15 protein-coding genes are annotated in these 14,925 nt (G+C 51.4%); 11 read left to right on the forward strand and 4 right to left on the reverse strand.

Features of this window, described 5'->3' with window-relative positions; translation table 11 throughout:
- The first annotated feature begins 55 nt into the window (after positions 1-55).
- Positions 56-592, forward strand: a complete 537-nt coding sequence (locus tag BJP58_RS22130) for an NAD(P)H-dependent oxidoreductase (protein ID WP_194540581.1) — start codon at positions 56-58, stop codon at positions 590-592.
- 429 nt (positions 593-1,021) lie between these two features.
- On the opposite strand, the gene BJP58_RS22135 is transcribed toward BJP58_RS22130, so the two are convergent.
- From BJP58_RS22135 to nikC, 4 genes are all read right to left on the reverse strand, one after another.
- A complete protein-coding gene (locus BJP58_RS22135) occupies positions 1,022-2,026 on the reverse strand; it encodes an ABC transporter ATP-binding protein (RefSeq protein WP_194540582.1) in 1,005 nt (334 codons plus the stop codon).
- Entirely contained in the window at positions 2,023-3,036 is a 1,014-nt protein-coding gene (locus BJP58_RS22140) for an ABC transporter ATP-binding protein (protein WP_194540583.1), read from the reverse strand. The genes BJP58_RS22135 and BJP58_RS22140 overlap by 4 nt, the downstream gene beginning before the upstream one ends.
- A 630-nt stretch (positions 3,037-3,666) precedes the next feature.
- Positions 3,667-4,590: an ABC transporter permease gene (locus tag BJP58_RS22145; protein WP_194540584.1), complete on the reverse strand. Its 924-nt coding sequence runs from the start codon at positions 4,588-4,590 to the stop codon at positions 3,667-3,669.
- A gap of 19 nt (positions 4,591-4,609) precedes the next feature.
- Positions 4,610-5,506: a nickel transporter permease gene (gene nikC / locus BJP58_RS22150; protein WP_194540585.1), complete on the reverse strand. Its 897-nt coding sequence runs from the start codon at positions 5,504-5,506 to the stop codon at positions 4,610-4,612.
- 160 nt (positions 5,507-5,666) lie between these two features.
- On the opposite strand from nikC, the gene BJP58_RS22155 reads away from it, so the two are divergent.
- The 10 genes from BJP58_RS22155 to BJP58_RS22200 all read left to right on the forward strand — a co-directional run bounded on the left by BJP58_RS22155 (position 5,667) and on the right by BJP58_RS22200 (position 14,871).
- Complete coding sequence (locus BJP58_RS22155) at positions 5,667-7,316, forward strand: glutathione ABC transporter substrate-binding protein (RefSeq protein WP_194540586.1); 1,650 nt, start codon at positions 5,667-5,669, stop codon at positions 7,314-7,316.
- Between the two features lie 279 nt (positions 7,317-7,595).
- A complete protein-coding gene (locus tag BJP58_RS22160; protein WP_233354722.1) occupies positions 7,596-7,928 on the forward strand; it encodes an ArsR/SmtB family transcription factor in 333 nt (110 codons plus the stop codon).
- A gap of 74 nt (positions 7,929-8,002) precedes the next feature.
- Complete coding sequence (locus tag BJP58_RS22165) at positions 8,003-8,512, forward strand: SRPBCC family protein (RefSeq protein ID WP_194540587.1); 510 nt, start codon at positions 8,003-8,005, stop codon at positions 8,510-8,512.
- A gap of 14 nt (positions 8,513-8,526) precedes the next feature.
- On the forward strand, positions 8,527-9,351 hold the full coding sequence (locus BJP58_RS22170; protein ID WP_194540588.1) for an alpha/beta fold hydrolase: 825 nt from the start codon (positions 8,527-8,529) through the stop codon (positions 9,349-9,351).
- A 97-nt stretch (positions 9,352-9,448) separates the two neighbouring features.
- Positions 9,449-9,649: a hypothetical protein gene (locus BJP58_RS22175; protein ID WP_194540589.1), complete on the forward strand. Its 201-nt coding sequence runs from the start codon at positions 9,449-9,451 to the stop codon at positions 9,647-9,649.
- Positions 9,650-9,851: 202 nt separating this feature from the next.
- Positions 9,852-10,811, forward strand: a complete 960-nt coding sequence (locus BJP58_RS22180) for a LacI family DNA-binding transcriptional regulator (protein WP_071219137.1) — start codon at positions 9,852-9,854, stop codon at positions 10,809-10,811.
- A 164-nt stretch (positions 10,812-10,975) separates the two neighbouring features.
- Entirely contained in the window at positions 10,976-12,238 is a 1,263-nt protein-coding gene (locus BJP58_RS22185) for an ABC transporter substrate-binding protein (protein WP_194540590.1), read from the forward strand.
- 163 nt (positions 12,239-12,401) lie between these two features.
- A complete protein-coding gene (locus BJP58_RS22190) occupies positions 12,402-13,277 on the forward strand; it encodes a carbohydrate ABC transporter permease (protein WP_194540591.1) in 876 nt (291 codons plus the stop codon).
- Positions 13,277-14,113: a carbohydrate ABC transporter permease gene (locus BJP58_RS22195; protein ID WP_194540592.1), complete on the forward strand. Its 837-nt coding sequence runs from the start codon at positions 13,277-13,279 to the stop codon at positions 14,111-14,113. Before BJP58_RS22190 ends, BJP58_RS22195 begins: the two co-directional genes overlap by 1 nt.
- On the forward strand, positions 14,110-14,871 hold the full coding sequence (locus tag BJP58_RS22200; RefSeq protein ID WP_194540593.1) for a polysaccharide deacetylase family protein: 762 nt from the start codon (positions 14,110-14,112) through the stop codon (positions 14,869-14,871). Before BJP58_RS22195 ends, BJP58_RS22200 begins: the two co-directional genes overlap by 4 nt.
- Positions 14,872-14,925 lie beyond the last annotated feature (54 nt).

The raw sequence follows: 14,925 nt of genomic DNA on the forward strand, positions 1-14,925 counted from the left end.
CCGGGCTTGATACCTTTTGTATACATATACGAGACAAAAAAAGGTGGGACCATACATGAGAACACTGGTAATCGTTGCACATCCGGGTCTGCATGAGGGATCAAGGATCAATCGCGAACTAATCGAAACGGTTATACATCATCATGAGGTGACGGTGCATGACCTCTATCAGCGGTATCCGGATGGACACATCGATATCGAGGCCGAACATCAATTGCTGCTCCAGCATGACCGCCTCGTGTTTCAATTCCCTTTTTGGTGGTACAGTTCTCCGCCCCTTCTGAAGCATTGGTTCGACGAGGTGCTGACCTTTGGATGGGCGTATGGTCCCGGCGGGGGCAAGCTCCAGGGAAAAGAGTGGGGCCTAGCCGTTACGACCGGCGGAGCCGCGGAAGCCTATGGCAGCGAAGGATACAACCGCTACACGGTGGAAGAGCTAACCCGGCCCTATGAAGTGACGGCGAGCCTGGTGGGCGCGCTGTACTTGCCGGTATTTACCGTTCATAATGCCATGCAGCTGACGGATGAAGAGCTGCGGCGTCATGCGAAGGATTTTGCGTTGTATGTTACAGGCGCGGTGAGATTCAGGTAAAGGTTGCTATTAAAGCGCAAGCTCCCTATCAGTGTGGTTCGATTTATGGTTGAGGGTGGACAAAACGACAGAATGTAAGCTCCAAACTCCAAATGGTGAATGTGGAGGCGGTAGCCCGTTGAAAAGTGAAGAACTGAATTGCTGATAAGTTAGCCTGGCGCCGAAGCTGCCGGGCTTTTCGGTGTTATTGGCAAATTTATGTACATTCCGGCATATCCCGAGCGATCAGGGGAGGCTGTCACTTTTGGTTGCAATAAAAGTCTTCTGGAGCTGCGCGATTCTGTTTATAGGCTCGGTTGCTTTTCTCGTAGGAGATCATCCTTCGATTTCCGTTAGCAGGCTAAACTTTTGCAAAAGAAAAAGCGAGACCTTGGGCTCTCGCTTTTTTCTCTTTTATAGAGAGGTGCCGTTATCCGTTCGGCGTATAAGCTACACCTTCTCCAGCGCACCGGCTGCGATCTCTTGGATATAGTGGCAGGCCGCCTGATGGCCTCCGCGCTCATCGACTTCTCGAAGCAACGGAGCTTCGGATCGGCAGCGATCCGTGGCATACATGCAGCGGGTATGAAACCGGCAGCCGGAAGGCGGGTTGATCGGGGACGGGACATCCCCCTTGAGAATGATGCGTTCCTTCTTGCGCTCGGGATCCAGTGTCGGGATGGCCGACAGCAGAGCGCGGGTGTAAGGATGCTGCGGGCGCCGGAAGAGGGAGTGTTTATCTGCGATTTCCACGATTTTCCCCAGATACATCACAATAATCCGGTCCGAAATATGCCGGACAACTCCGAGATCATGAGAGATAAACAGATAGGTCAGCTTGAATTCGGTTTGCAGCGACTTCATCAGATTGAGCACCTGTGCCTGGATGGACACGTCAAGCGCAGAGACCGCTTCATCGCTGATGATCAGCTTGGGATTCACGGACAAGGCGCGGGCGATCCCTATTCGCTGCCGTTGTCCGCCGCTGAATTCATGCGGGTACCGATTGGCTTGATAGGCGGCCAGGCCGACCGTTTCCAGAAGCTCGATGGCCCGTCCCCGCCGGTCCTTCTTTGGAACAACATTCTGAATGTCCATCGCTTCTTCCAGGACTTGCAGCGCTGTTTTCCTGGGATTCAGCGAAGCGTAGGGGTCCTGAAAAATCATTTGCAGGTCTTTACGCCTTCGGTTCATCTGGGCTTTATTCAGGGAGAGCAGATCGGTTCCTTCGAACAGCACCTCGCCGGAGGTCGGTTCGTCCAGCCTCAGGATGGCCCGGCCCGTGGTTGATTTGCCGCAGCCGGATTCGCCCACGATACTGACAGTTTCCCCCTCACGTACGGAGAACGAAATATCATCCACGGCTTTTACGAAGTTGACGGTACGGCCCAGGACGCCGCCCTTGATCGGAAAATACTGCTTGAGATTTTTTACCGTTAACAGCTCTTTGCTCATGGCAGAACGTTCACCTCGCTTTCCGGCTCCCATTGATCGGTATATTTCCAACACCTGACTTGCTGGTTATCCTCCAGCGCCTGAAGCTCCGGCAGTTTGTCATAGCACAGCTTGATTGCATGGGGACAGCGGGGGGCGAAGCGGCAGCCTTCCTGTGGGTCATAGGGACTTGGAACCGAGCCTTTAATCGGCTCCAGCGTTTCCTTATCGATATCATGCCGTGGCAGTGAGTTCATCAGGCCAATGGTGTAGGGGTGCTTCGGATGTTTGAATAGGGTCCGTACATCGGTATATTCCACGACTTTTCCGCAGTACATGACGGCTACTTCATCGCAGGTTTCCGCGACGATGCCCAGATCATGCGTGATAAAAATAATCGACATCTGCAGCTTCCGCTGCAGTTCTTTCATCAGCTCCAGAATTTGAGCCTGAATGGTCACGTCCAGCGCCGTGGTCGGCTCGTCTGCAATAAGCAGATCTGGATTGCATGCCAGCGCCATGGCAATCATGACACGTTGGCGCATACCGCCGGATAACTGGAAGGGGTATTGCCGGACTCTTTTTTCCGGAGAGGGAATGCCGACCAGTTTCAACATCTCAACGGCTTTGTCCATCGCTTGTTTTTTGCTCAGATTCTCATGGATTTGGTAGGCCTCCGCGATCTGATCGCCGACGGTGAAGACCGGGTTGAGCGATGTCATCGGCTCCTGGAAGATCATCGAGATCTGATTGCCCCTTATTTTGCGCATCTGCCGGTCCGATTGTTCGAGCAGATTCACACCGTTATATAGAATTTGGCCTCCTACGATTCGTCCCGGATGAAAGATTAGCCGCAGGATGGACAGGGACAATATGCTTTTGCCTGAACCGGATTCGCCCACGATCCCGAGCGTCCTCCCCTTGCGTACGGTTAGGCTGATATCATCCACAGCTTTTACTTCGCCCAGCTCGGTGAAAAAAGAGGTTCGCAGGTTCTTGATCGTAAGCAAGCTTGATGCGTGCTGTTCCATCTTGTCTAAGCTCCCTTCGCTTTCAATTGGCTTTGGAAATCGTGTGTCCGTGTGGACTCACAAATGGATCGGTTTTCGGAAAATAGCGGATCGTGTGTCCGTGGACTCGCAAATGGATCGGTTTTCGGTAAATAGCCGATCATGCATCCGTATGATACTCACCAACAGCTCGATTGGTCTGGTTTAGCGATATTTGATGCTATTAGAGGACTGTAGTTCCGCTATTTCTTAATTCTTCGCCTTTTAGCAGCAGGTTGAGGACACCAGATCCGTTATTGTGAGAAATTCCAGGAGTAATCCGTGATTTTGGATGCATTAACGAATCGTGTGTCCGCGTGGATTCGAAAATGGCCCAATTATGGGCAAATAGCGGATCGTGTGTCCGAATGGACTCCCAGGTCGTGTGTCCTGATAGGCCCCAAATGTTCGATTAGCGGATCGTGTGTCCGAATGGACTCGCAAATGGATGGTTTTCGGTAAATAGCGGATCGTGTGTCCGTATGGGCCCCCAAACGGCTTGACTACAGTAATCAGTGGGTTATAAGTCCGCAAAATAGCTCGGTTTTCGCCAGATAGTGAATCCCGCCGTGTCCATCTACACTCAAACCGCGATAGACGGAAAATCGCCAATCAATCGAAATCTATGCGTTTGTTGAAGTAGCGGTAGGAGATGTCCACGAGCAGGTTTACGAGCACGAACATGATCGAGAGCACCAGCACGGTTGCCTGTACGACCGGAAAATCCCTTGCCCGGATCGAGTCGATGACGTAGCGCCCCATGCCGTTCACGGCGAATACGGACTCGGTCAGCACCGCCCCGCCCAGCAGGCCGCCAAATTCCAGGCCGATGACGGTAATGACGGGAATCATGGCGTTTTTCAAGGCATGCCGGTAGATGATGACGCGCTCCCGGACGCCCTTGGCTTGGGCGGTTCGGATATAATCCTGGCCGATGACCTCCAGCATGCTGGACCGGGTCATTCGGGCAATAATGGCGGCGCCGCCGGTCCCGAGCGTGATCACGGGAAGGACGGTTTGCGACCACGTGCCCCAGCCGGAGGGACGGAACCAGCCCAAATCGACGGCAAAATATTGGATTAACATCAGCCCCAGCCAGAAATTTGGCATCGACAGTCCGAACAGGGCGATGAACATGACGCCAATATCGGCAGGCGAGCTTTTTTTGACGGCGGAGATGATGCCGGCCAGAATGCCGAGGAATGCGGCCAGGATCGTAGAGTACACGGCAAGCTCGACGGTGATCCAGAACCGGCTTTTGAATATTTCATCGGCGATGGGGCGGCTGCTGCGGATCGAATCTCCCAAATCCCCCTGCAGCAAGCCGCTGACATAGTTCCAATACTGAAGCGGCAGCGGATCGTTCAATCCCAGGTTCTCGCGGATCTTCTCGACCTGCTCCTTGGGTGCCCCTTCCCCGATAATGACCTGCGCCGCGTCTCCCGGAATGAGATGCATCAGCAGGAAGACAACGATGGTTACGCCAATGACAACGGGTATCGTCTGAATCAGCCTTCGAATGGAATAGATGAGCATGGCCCGGCAGCTCCTTTCATTATTTTTTCATTTTCGGGTCAAGAACATCTCGCAAGCCGTCGCCCAGCAGATTAAACGCGATGACAACGAACACGATCGATAAACCGGGGAACAGGGCAACATGGGGGTGATCCATAATATAGTTGCGCCCATCATTCAGCATCGCTCCCCACTCCGGCGTCGGCGGCTGTGCGCCAAGACCGAGGAAGGACAGGCCGCTGGCGGTCAGGATAGCGACGGCAATCCGCAGCGTAGCCTGCACGATGATAGGGGATGTGATATTCGGCAATATATGCCCGAAGATGATTCGTCCATCGCTCGCGCCCAGCGAACGCATGGCATCAATATATTCGAGCTTGCGGACGGCCAGCGTCGAGCCGCGCACGACTCTGGCAAAGGTGGGGATCGAGAAGATGCTGACGGCGATGATCACGTTGAACAGATTTTTTCCAAGGACGCTGACAACCGCCAAAGCCAGCAGAATGCCGGGGAACGCCAGCATAACATCGGTAATTCTCATAATGAGTGCATCCCATTTACCTCCGTAATAGCCGGAGATGATTCCGAGCAAGACACCAAAGGCTGCTCCGATGATGACCGAGATAAAACCGACCGAGAGCGTGAGACGCATGCCATGGATAATCCTTGTAAAAATATCTCTTCCGTTGTGGTCCGTACCAAACCAGTGGGCAGAGGACGGCTTTAGCAGTTTCGTAGAATAATCCACTTTGGTCGGATCATACTGGGTGAGCAGGGGGCCGAAAATCGCGATAAGAATCATCAGCAGGAGAAAATAGCCCCCGAATAAGGCTGCTTTGTTCTTCTTCAGACGGTGGTAGAAAGATTTCCATTGTGCAAGGCGGGTTCCACTAGGGAGCGATTCTTGTGCTCTGGCATCAGCGGTCATGTTAGGCACGTGAAATCATCCTTTCTCCAAGTATGGATGTCAGAATTGGTGTCGTAGAAACGTGAGGTAAATCTGGCTTCTACTGGTATAAATATCAAATAGTAAAATATATGTTAATTGTGTATGAAATATTTTCCTATTTTGATTGAGAAGGGGGAGTTTGTTTCACATGACAGGTAATAGAAGATTCAAATGGCTTGTCTGCATCCTGTTCATACTTACCGTAATGATGTCGGCGTGCGGCAGTCCAAGCAAGAGCAGTAACCCCGAAACGCCGCCAAGCGGCACCAATACGCCAGCTCCTGAGCCGGGGGCCAAAGATCCTCCCGAAGGAACGGCCAATACCGGTGCGAATGAGCTTGTGATTGCCTGGCTTTCTGATCCGCCATCCATGGACCCTCATATGTCGACGGACCAGCAAACGAGCGTAATGACAACGCATATCTATAACACGCTGGTGATTCATGATAAGGATCTGAATATTCAACCGGGGCTTGCCGAGAGCTGGAAAGCAATCGATGAATTGACCTGGGAGTTCAAGCTGAGAGAAGGCGTGAAGTTTACCGACGGCTCTCCATTCAATGCAGAGGTAGTCAAAGCCAACATTGATCGTATGCAGGATCCGGAGGTTGCTTCTCCCCGCGCATCGCTTGTCGGCATGATTAAAGAGGTTAAAGTTGTTGACGAATACACGGTGCAGCTCGTGACCGAGTATGCCTTCTCGCCGCTGCTTGCCCATCTGGCCCATTCTGCGGTGAGCATGATTAGTGCGGAAGCCATCAAGCTGGATTACGAGAAGCTGAAGGCAGGAGAGAAAGCAGGCGCGTATCTGGCACAGAACCCTGTAGGCACGGGCGTATTCAAATTAGAGAGCTGGAACCCGGGACAGGAAGTGAAGCTGGTTGCGAATGCCGATTATTGGGGAGATAAAGCGAAGGTTGAACGGGTCACGTTCAAGGTCGTAAGCGAAGAGGGAACGCGGATCGCGGAGCTGGAAACCGGCTATGCGCATATTATCGATCCGGTGTCGCCGAGCAGCATCAGCCGCATTGAGAGCACGGACGGCATGTCCCTGAACCGTCAGGCATCGCTGAGTCTGTCTTATATTGGGTTTAACAATAACAAAGAGCCGTTCAACGATGTGCGGGTGCGGCAAGCCCTATCGATGGCCATCAATAAGGATGAGATCATCTCGGGCATCTACGAAGGCACGGGCATCCCTGCCGTCGGTCCGCTGGCACCGGACGTGAACGGGTATGATGCTACCGTCAAGCCGATTGAACATAACATCGACAAAGCGAAAGAGCTAATGAAAGAGGCCGGCTACGAGGGTGGCTTCTCGACGACCATCTGGACCAATGACAATCCGGAACGGATTAAGATCGCCGAGTACGTACAATCCAAGCTGAAGGAATTGAACGTCGAAGTCAAAATCGAAGTGGTGGAGTGGGGAGCATATCTGGCCCAAACCGCGGAAGGCAAGCATGATATGTTTGTTCTCGGATGGTCCACGGTAACGGCTGATGCCGACTATGGCATGTATGAATTGTTCCATTCCAAAAATGTAGGGGAGCCGGGCAACCGTACCTTTACGAAGGATCCGGAACTGGATAAACTGCTGGATGACGGGCGCAAAGAGAATGATCCGGAGAAGCGCAAGCTCATCTATAAACAGGCGCAGGAGAAGCTGGTTGAGTTAGCGCCGATGCTGTATATCCATCATCAGGAGTATTTAAACGGAGTCAGCAGCAAGGTGGAGGGCTTCTGGCGGCATCCGAACGGCATCATGCAGCTGCATCAGGTGTCCATTCAGCCATAAGGATGTCTGAAAGCTTTATAGCTTTGAATGATCGTAATTTATAGAGTAGTTTATAGCAAAGAGGCCGCTATAGTGGGCCTCTTTTTTAATGTTTTTAGAGCCCCTGGACAGGTGAGCAGGGCCTAGCCACTGGATCATTAGCGTGCTCATCTGGGTATCTGGATAAACCCTGCAGCATGCAGAGTGAACGGTTGCCATGTTTTTTGATGTCAAAAAATGATGTGAAAAAATTCTATACATTCATTGACATGTATATACGCTTAAGTGTATATTTAAATCATGAATACATCAGCTATGCAATTAACCCTGTTTACGATCTCAGAGCCGAACCGCTTCAACATCGTTGAGCTCTTAAAGCAAGGCTCGAGATCGGTCAGCGACATCGTAGAGATTCTGGGCATCGGCCAGCCCCAAGTATCCCGCCATCTGCGGATACTGAGCGAGGCCGGGCTGGTAAAAGTCCGTAAGAAGGCACAGCAGCGCATCTATAGTCTTGAAGCCCAGCCGTTTCAGGAGCTGGACGTCTGGTTCGATTCGTTCAGTCGACTATGGGAAGAAAGACTCGACAAGTTCGAGGACTATATGAGCGACTTCAACGGAAAGGAGAGTTAATCAATTTTTTAGTAGATCCACAGGAAATTACGGCTCTGCGCGCAGAGCCGATTTCACAGAGAGGAGGAATTCATATGGGTAGAAAGACCATTGTCACGAAAGACCGGGAGCAGCGGAAGCTGATCGTGGAGCGTGTCGTATCGATACCGCTGAAGATGTCCTGGCTGGGATGGACTAAGCCGGAACACATCGAACGCTGGTGGGGGCCAAAGAATTGGAGTGCCACGGTATACGAGATGGATGTCAGACCGGGCGGCGTATGGCGCTACAAACTGGCTCCCGATGCGGTGGGAGAAGGGGAAGAAGCCTTTTGCAAGGCGACCTACTCCGAAGTGGTGGAGTTATCGAGGCTCGTATTTACAGACACATTCACGGATCAGAACTGGAATTCCGTAGCAGGCAGCGATATGTTGACCTCGGTTGCGTTTGAAGAGGACGGAGACGGAACGAGGCTAAGCATCATAACCCATTTTGCAAGTGCGAAGGAACTGGAAGCTGCGGAAGTCATGGGAATGGTGGAAGGATACACGGATACGCTGGAACGGTTTGAGGACGAAATAAGTTTGTACATAAAAGGACAATAAAAGGGGAGATGATCATGAACTACGTGATATCGAATGACGGTACCCGAATTTTTTATGAAAAGAAAGGGGCTGGTCCGGCTGTTATCCTTGTAGCTGCTGCAGCTTCGGATCACAACGATACAAAGCGCCTTGGTGAGCTTCTATCTGAACATTTTACCGTCTACAATTATGATCGACGGGGACGAGGCAGCAGTACGGATACGGCTCCGTATGCCGTTGAACGTGAGATCGAAGATATCGATTCCCTTATTCGGGAGGCGGGCGGCAGCGCGTATGTATTCGGAAGTTCTTCGGGCGCTGTTCTGGCGCTGGATGCGGCGAGCAGACTCGGAGGCAGTAAAGTTAGAAAACTGTTTTTATATGAGCCGCCGTTTATCATTGACGATAGCCGTGAACCTGTACCGGCGGAATACGTGCAGCATTTGAATGCGCTGATGGCCGAACATCGACGCAGCGATGCCGTAGAATATTTCATGACGGCAGCGCTGGGAATCCCCGCGGAATATATAGAATTCATGAAGGCAGATCCTTCTTGGCAGGTCATGGAGGGCATGGCGCATACATTGGCCTATGACGGCATGATCATGGGGAGCACGCAATCCGGTCAACCGCTGCCAACGGCTCGCTGGGATGTCGACGTTCCGGTCATGGTGATGACGGGCGAGAACAGCGGACCTATGTTCCATGGGGCCGCGAGCGCATTGGTTGACTTGCTCCCTCAGTGCGAGCATCGGATGCTGTCTGGTCAGGACCATTCTGCCGTCGTGATGGCGCCGGAAGTGCTGGCTCCCGAGGTGTCGGGTTTTCTGCAGCCTTCGGCAGATCAAATACCGAGATAAGTGTGATTGGCTCGTCAAGAAACCGTGACCCTTAGGGTCACGGTTTTTCCCGTTCCGGTCGAAGTATTTATTCGGTCTTCTCAAATTGCTCAATAAAATGATTAAAGGCGCTGGTGCGAAACAGGCTGCGCCGGAATACAAAATGGACCTTGGAGCTGCGATACCGCTTGGGATTTGGAAGGCCTGCAATTTCCCGGCATCGACCCAGTCCTTAACGGAAGAACGCGTTAGCAGCGAGATACCCAGCCCGGCGGCAACACCGCCCATGATGGTGATTAGTGGCATCTACCTGATTTAGCAGGTCACGGCGATGGATTCCCGTGGCCTGCTTTTTGCTGTGACGAACAAAGGGCTTCTGGCCTGAGCAGCGTATCATGAAAAACAATGATAAGGATGATAATGCAAGGAAAATCTCATCCAAGCAAAATAAGTAAATTTTATTAAAAATAAATCCATGTTATATTAAATTTACTAACGCCTTTGGAGAGGGGATAGGATTCATGAGTGGTTTGAAGGAAATTGCAAAGCTCGCGGATGTCTCAGTGTCTACAGTGTCCAACGTGCTGAACGGGCGCAAGAACGTGGGGCGGGAGACGAGGGAGCGAGTGCTGAGATTATGCTCGGAGCACGGCTATTTTCCGCATAAGTCAACCAAATCCGATAAAAGCAACACGATTATATTCGTCTTCAGCGACTTTGATCGCGATTATTATTTAAAGATCATTAAGGGGATCAGCCATTGCCTGACGGAGAATGGATACGACCTTATCATCTGTACGAATAAATCCAGCACCAATTTTATGCGCAGCAAATTTGCAAGCGGTACCATAAGTTTGGATCGGAATATGACGGACGAATATTTAGTCTCGGTAGCCACGCCGCAATTCCCTGTCGTTCTCATGGATCGGATTATTGATAATGAGTACGCCAACACCAAAAGCGTGATCGTGGACAATTACCCCGTCATGTGTGAAATGGTCCAGGCCTTGGTGGATAAACAGTTTACGAATTTCGGATACATTGGCGGTTTGGAGTTTACCCTGGATCACAAGGAGCGGTTCGCCGGATTTATGGATACGCTTGCGAAGAATGGCATCGTGTTTGACCGCCGCAATTACTTCCATGGCGATTACAGCGAGGAAAGCGGATATCAGGCCGCCAAAATTCTGATCCTGAGTAATGCCTTGCCTGAAGTGCTGGTCTGTGCGAATGATAATATGGCTCTCGGCGCGATTAAAGCTTTGGAAGAGAACGGAATACGGGTCCCGGAGGATATCTCGATCACCGGATTCGATAACTCGGATGCGGCGGCGATGGCCGGTTTGACCACGATTGCGATCCCGCGTTATGAAAGCGGTTATTTGGCGGCGAAGGAGCTGCTCGAGATGATCAAGGGCACAACGGGCAGGGAGCCCTTTAAGCTGAATGCCACCATCCAGTGGAGAAAAACGGTGAGATAAACTTTATGATTGCAACTAGTAAAATATCAATAATTTTACTAGTTTTTTTACTTAGTATTTTTATGAAAACGCGTACAATTTTTATTGACAATCTAGGTAAACCGCCCTATGATGGGTTTGTAAACGTTTTACTTTATAGAGTCCTTAAGGGGGAGGCGTGTCACTTGAAAAAAGTAAAAAGGGTATTTAGCATACTTACAGCAACGGCTTTGGTTGCAACACTTGCAGCCTGCGGTGGTACATCTGACAAAGATTCTGGAGCAGCATCCGGTGGTGATGGGGGAGATAAGCTGAAGAAAATTACGCTCTTCCAATCGAAAGTTGAAATTACAGAACCTCTTGAAGCTTTGGTTAAAACCTATAAAGAAGAAACCGGCAATGAGGTTGAAGTATGGGGTGCCGCAGGAGACGCTTATTCGCAGCAGCTGGTAGCGAAGCTCAGCAGCAACCAGGGACCGACGATATTCAGCGTGGCTCCAGGGCCCGAGTCCGAGAAGCTGAAATCTTATTTCTCCGATTTGAGCGGCGAAGAGTATGTGAAGAACATCGCGCCTGACATGGAATTGAAGGTCGATGATAAAACGGTCGGCGTTCCATACGGCGTAGAGGGCTTCGGCCTCGTGTATAACAAGGATCTGGTGGATCCGGCTAACATGAAGGACCTGGATTCCTTCACCAAGACGCTGGAGCAGCTGAAGGCTGACGGGAAGAACGGTTTGAGCCTGTCCCAAGAGGCATACTTCCTGATCGGACATATCATCAACACGCCGTTTGCGCTTCAATCCGATCCGCTGGCCTTTATCGACCAGCTGAACAAAGGCGAAGTGAAGATGGCCGATACGAAGGAGTTCCAAGAGTGGGCGAAATTCATGGACGTGATCAAGGCCAACACCAAGAATCCGCTGGAAGTGAAATACGATAGCCAAATGGGCGACTTCGCTACGGAAAAAACGGCTATGGTGCACCAAGGCAACTGGAGTTATTCCATGCTTGCGGACTTCGGCGATTTCGGCTCCAAGGTGGGCATGATGCCGTTCCCGCTTGCCGGCAACGATAAAATCGCCGTCGGCGTGGCCAGCTACTGGGTCGTGAACAATCAGGCGGACGCTGAGGAAGTTAAAGCCGCGAACGCATTCCTGAACTGGCTCTTTACTAGCGACAGCGGCAAGAAAGCCATCGTGGACGATTTCAAATTCATCCCGGCTCTAACGAATATTGAAGCAGGCGATCTGGATCCATTGTCTCAAGCGGTGCACGAAGCAACCACGAAGGGTGAGACGATCACTTGGGCGTTGAACTACTTCCCATCGGGAATCATCACCAATGACCTGGCTCCGGCTACGCAGGAGTACTTCATGAATCCGGGCATGACAGGAGAGCAGTTCCTGCAGAAGCTGGATGAAGTGTGGGCGAAAGCATCGAAATAATCGAGGCAAAACGATAATCACCTGAAATAACAATTCCATGAAAATGAAAGCCTAGCCTCAGACGTTCCGATGATGAGCGTTAGGCTTTTGTTTTTTCTAACACGAATTCAAGGTTTGATGCCGCCTTGCGGGAATCATCCGGAACGGAAAGAAGGTATGGATTATGAGCAAAAGTAAGGATAAAGCCTGGTTTGCCCTGTTTACGGTGCCGCTTCTGTTTATTTTCACGACCGTGGTTCTCATCCCGTTTATTATCGGGATTGTGTACTCTTTCGTAAATTGGGATGGCATTCCGGCAAATCCCAAAGTATTCGTAGGATTTGATAATTACGTTCAGCTGTTCCAGGACGAACGATTCCTGTCATCGGCTTGGCATACGGTTCAATTCACGCTGCTCGCGCTGGTATGCGTCAACATTCTGGGTCTGGCCTTTGCCCTGCTGGTAACGACGAAGCTCCGCTCGAGAAATGCGGCGCGAACGATGTTCTTTATGCCGAACCTCATCGGCGGCCTGATTTTGGGATACATCTGGCAGTTTATTTTTACGGATGCCTTCAGCTTCCTGGGCGAGAAGACCGGATTTGACAGCGTGTTCTTTAACTGGCTGCTGCATCCGCAGTTTGCGCTGTACGCCATCGTCGCCGTATTCACCTGGCAGCTGGCGGGTTATACGATGATCATCTACATCGCGGGCATCCAGGGGATTCCGGATGAATTGATGGAGGCAGCGAAGGTCGACGGCGCCAACCTGTGGCAGCGACTCAAGAGCATTGTGTTCCCGCTGTTAATGCCTTCGTTCACGATCTGTCTGTTCCTGACGCTGTCCGGGGCGTTCAAAATCTATGACGTGAACCTGTCGTTGACCAAGGGCGGACCGAGCAATGCGACGGAGATGTTTGCGATGAATATTTTCAACGAGATTTTTGCTTACGGTAATTATGGTTTAGGTCAGGCAAAAGCGATCATCTTCTTCTTGATTGTGGCCGGACTTACGCTGACGCAAGTTATCATCACGAAGAGAAGAGAGGTGCAGATGTAATGAAGAAATCAGGGAAATGGCTGCTCGACATCCTGCTGTTCCTCGCCTCGCTGGTCTTCTTGTCTCCGGTCTTCATCATGCTGATTAACTCTTTTAAGGATCGTGCGGAGCTGTATGAGAATGCGCTCGCGCTGCCTTCCTCCTTCAGCTTTGAGTACTATAAATCCGCGATGGAGAAGATGAATTTCTTCACCGCTCTGGGCAACTCGCTGTATGTCACCGTCATCTCGGTGATTATCGTCATCGTGCTTGCCTCCATGACGGCATGGATGCTGGTGCGGACGGATAATAAGCTGAGCAAAATTATTTTCTTCACCTTCGTGGCGACCATGCTGATTCCCTTCCAGACGCTGATGATGCCGCTGATGCAGGTGATGGACTGGATTCGCACCAATCTGCACATTCCGATGCTCAACACTCATGAGGGCTTGATCTATATGAACGTCGGCTTTACGTCCAGTATGGCGGTCTTCCTGTACCACGGGTTCATCAAATCGGTACCGATTGCGCTGGAGGAGGCAGCTACGCTGGACGGCTGCTCCAAGCTGGGCGTGTTCTGGCGAATCGTGTTCCCGCTGCTGAAGAACATCAGCGTGACCATCGCGATCCTGAACGTCATTGCGCTGTGGAACGACTACCTGCTTCCATCGCTGACGCTGTCGGATAAAGGGCTGCGCACAATCCCGCTGTCGACCTTCTATTTCTTCGGGGAGTTCACGATTGTGTGGAACCAGGCGATGGCCGGTTTGACGCTGACGATCATCCCGGTTGTCATTTTCTATATTTTCGCCCAGAAATACATCATCAAAGGGATTGCGGCAGGTGCGGTAAAATGAGGCGGATCATTACGAGGGCCGACGATTATGCTTCCAGCCGTTCCGCCAATGCTGCGATTGCCAAGGCCGTTGAGGCCGGATTCATTAAAAACGTGTCCATCATGGCGCCCGGTCCTTATCTTGGTGAGGCCGCGCAGCTGTTGGCGCATCGCAAGGACATCTGCTTCGGTTTCCATATGACGCTGAACGCGGAGTGGGATAACGTACGCTGGGGACCTGTTACCGCGAAGGAACAGGTTCCTTCGCTTGTCGATGAGTCCGGTTATTTCTATCAGGATCCGTTCCTGTTTCAGGATCATCCGCCTTTGCTGCAGGAGATCCTCCTGAAATGCGAAGCCCAGCTTGATAAACTGACCGCAGCAGGCTTCAGCATTTCTTATGCCGATTCTCATATGCTGCCGGAGCGCTTCATACCCGGGCTGCAGGAAGAGCTGGACCGCTGGATTGAAGCGAAGGGGCTAATCAACCATCGCCATTACTACAATTTTTTCCCGGGCGGCGTGCCGGACGGGGTTGAGTCGTTTGAAAGGGTGCTTGGCAGCTTAACGGATGATCAGTATTTCTTCCTGTCCCATCCGGCATTGTATTCGGAGGAAATGGTGCAGTGCGGCAATGCTCGAGTGGATGGGGAGGAGCTGGCGCGCGGACGCGATCAGGAGGCTTCTTTTCTTGCACGGGAGGACTTGAATGAGATTAGTGAGCGGCTTGGTTTTCGTGCCATACGTTATGATGAAGCGGTGCCATTACCTGGTGTATAATGGAAGGGTCATAATGAAATTATTTTATTGATACAGGGAGAGGCGAAAGGAAGA

It is taken from the genome of Paenibacillus sp. JZ16, assembly GCF_015326965.1.
Taxonomy (GTDB): Bacteria; Bacillota; Bacilli; order Paenibacillales; family Paenibacillaceae; genus Paenibacillus_AQ.

Coding starts and splice junctions, on each gene's coding strand:
- BJP58_RS22155 (WP_194540586.1), top strand. CDS start 5,667: ATGACAGGTAATAGAAGATTCAAATGGCTTGTCTGCATCCTGTTCATA.
- BJP58_RS22200 (WP_194540593.1), top strand. CDS start 14,110: ATGAGGCGGATCATTACGAGGGCCGACGATTATGCTTCCAGCCGTTCC.
- BJP58_RS22145 (WP_194540584.1), bottom strand. CDS start 4,590: ATGCTCATCTATTCCATTCGAAGGCTGATTCAGACGATACCCGTTGTC.
- BJP58_RS22170 (WP_194540588.1), top strand. CDS start 8,527: ATGAACTACGTGATATCGAATGACGGTACCCGAATTTTTTATGAAAAG.
- BJP58_RS22175 (WP_194540589.1), top strand. CDS start 9,449: ATGATTAAAGGCGCTGGTGCGAAACAGGCTGCGCCGGAATACAAAATG.
- BJP58_RS22195 (WP_194540592.1), top strand. CDS start 13,277: ATGAAGAAATCAGGGAAATGGCTGCTCGACATCCTGCTGTTCCTCGCC.
- BJP58_RS22180 (WP_071219137.1), top strand. CDS start 9,852: ATGAGTGGTTTGAAGGAAATTGCAAAGCTCGCGGATGTCTCAGTGTCT.
- BJP58_RS22130 (WP_194540581.1), top strand. CDS start 56: ATGAGAACACTGGTAATCGTTGCACATCCGGGTCTGCATGAGGGATCA.
- BJP58_RS22140 (WP_194540583.1), bottom strand. CDS start 3,036: ATGGAACAGCACGCATCAAGCTTGCTTACGATCAAGAACCTGCGAACC.
- BJP58_RS22165 (WP_194540587.1), top strand. CDS start 8,003: ATGGGTAGAAAGACCATTGTCACGAAAGACCGGGAGCAGCGGAAGCTG.
- BJP58_RS22190 (WP_194540591.1), top strand. CDS start 12,402: ATGAGCAAAAGTAAGGATAAAGCCTGGTTTGCCCTGTTTACGGTGCCG.
- BJP58_RS22135 (WP_194540582.1), bottom strand. CDS start 2,026: ATGAGCAAAGAGCTGTTAACGGTAAAAAATCTCAAGCAGTATTTTCCG.
- BJP58_RS22160 (WP_233354722.1), top strand. CDS start 7,596: ATGAATACATCAGCTATGCAATTAACCCTGTTTACGATCTCAGAGCCG.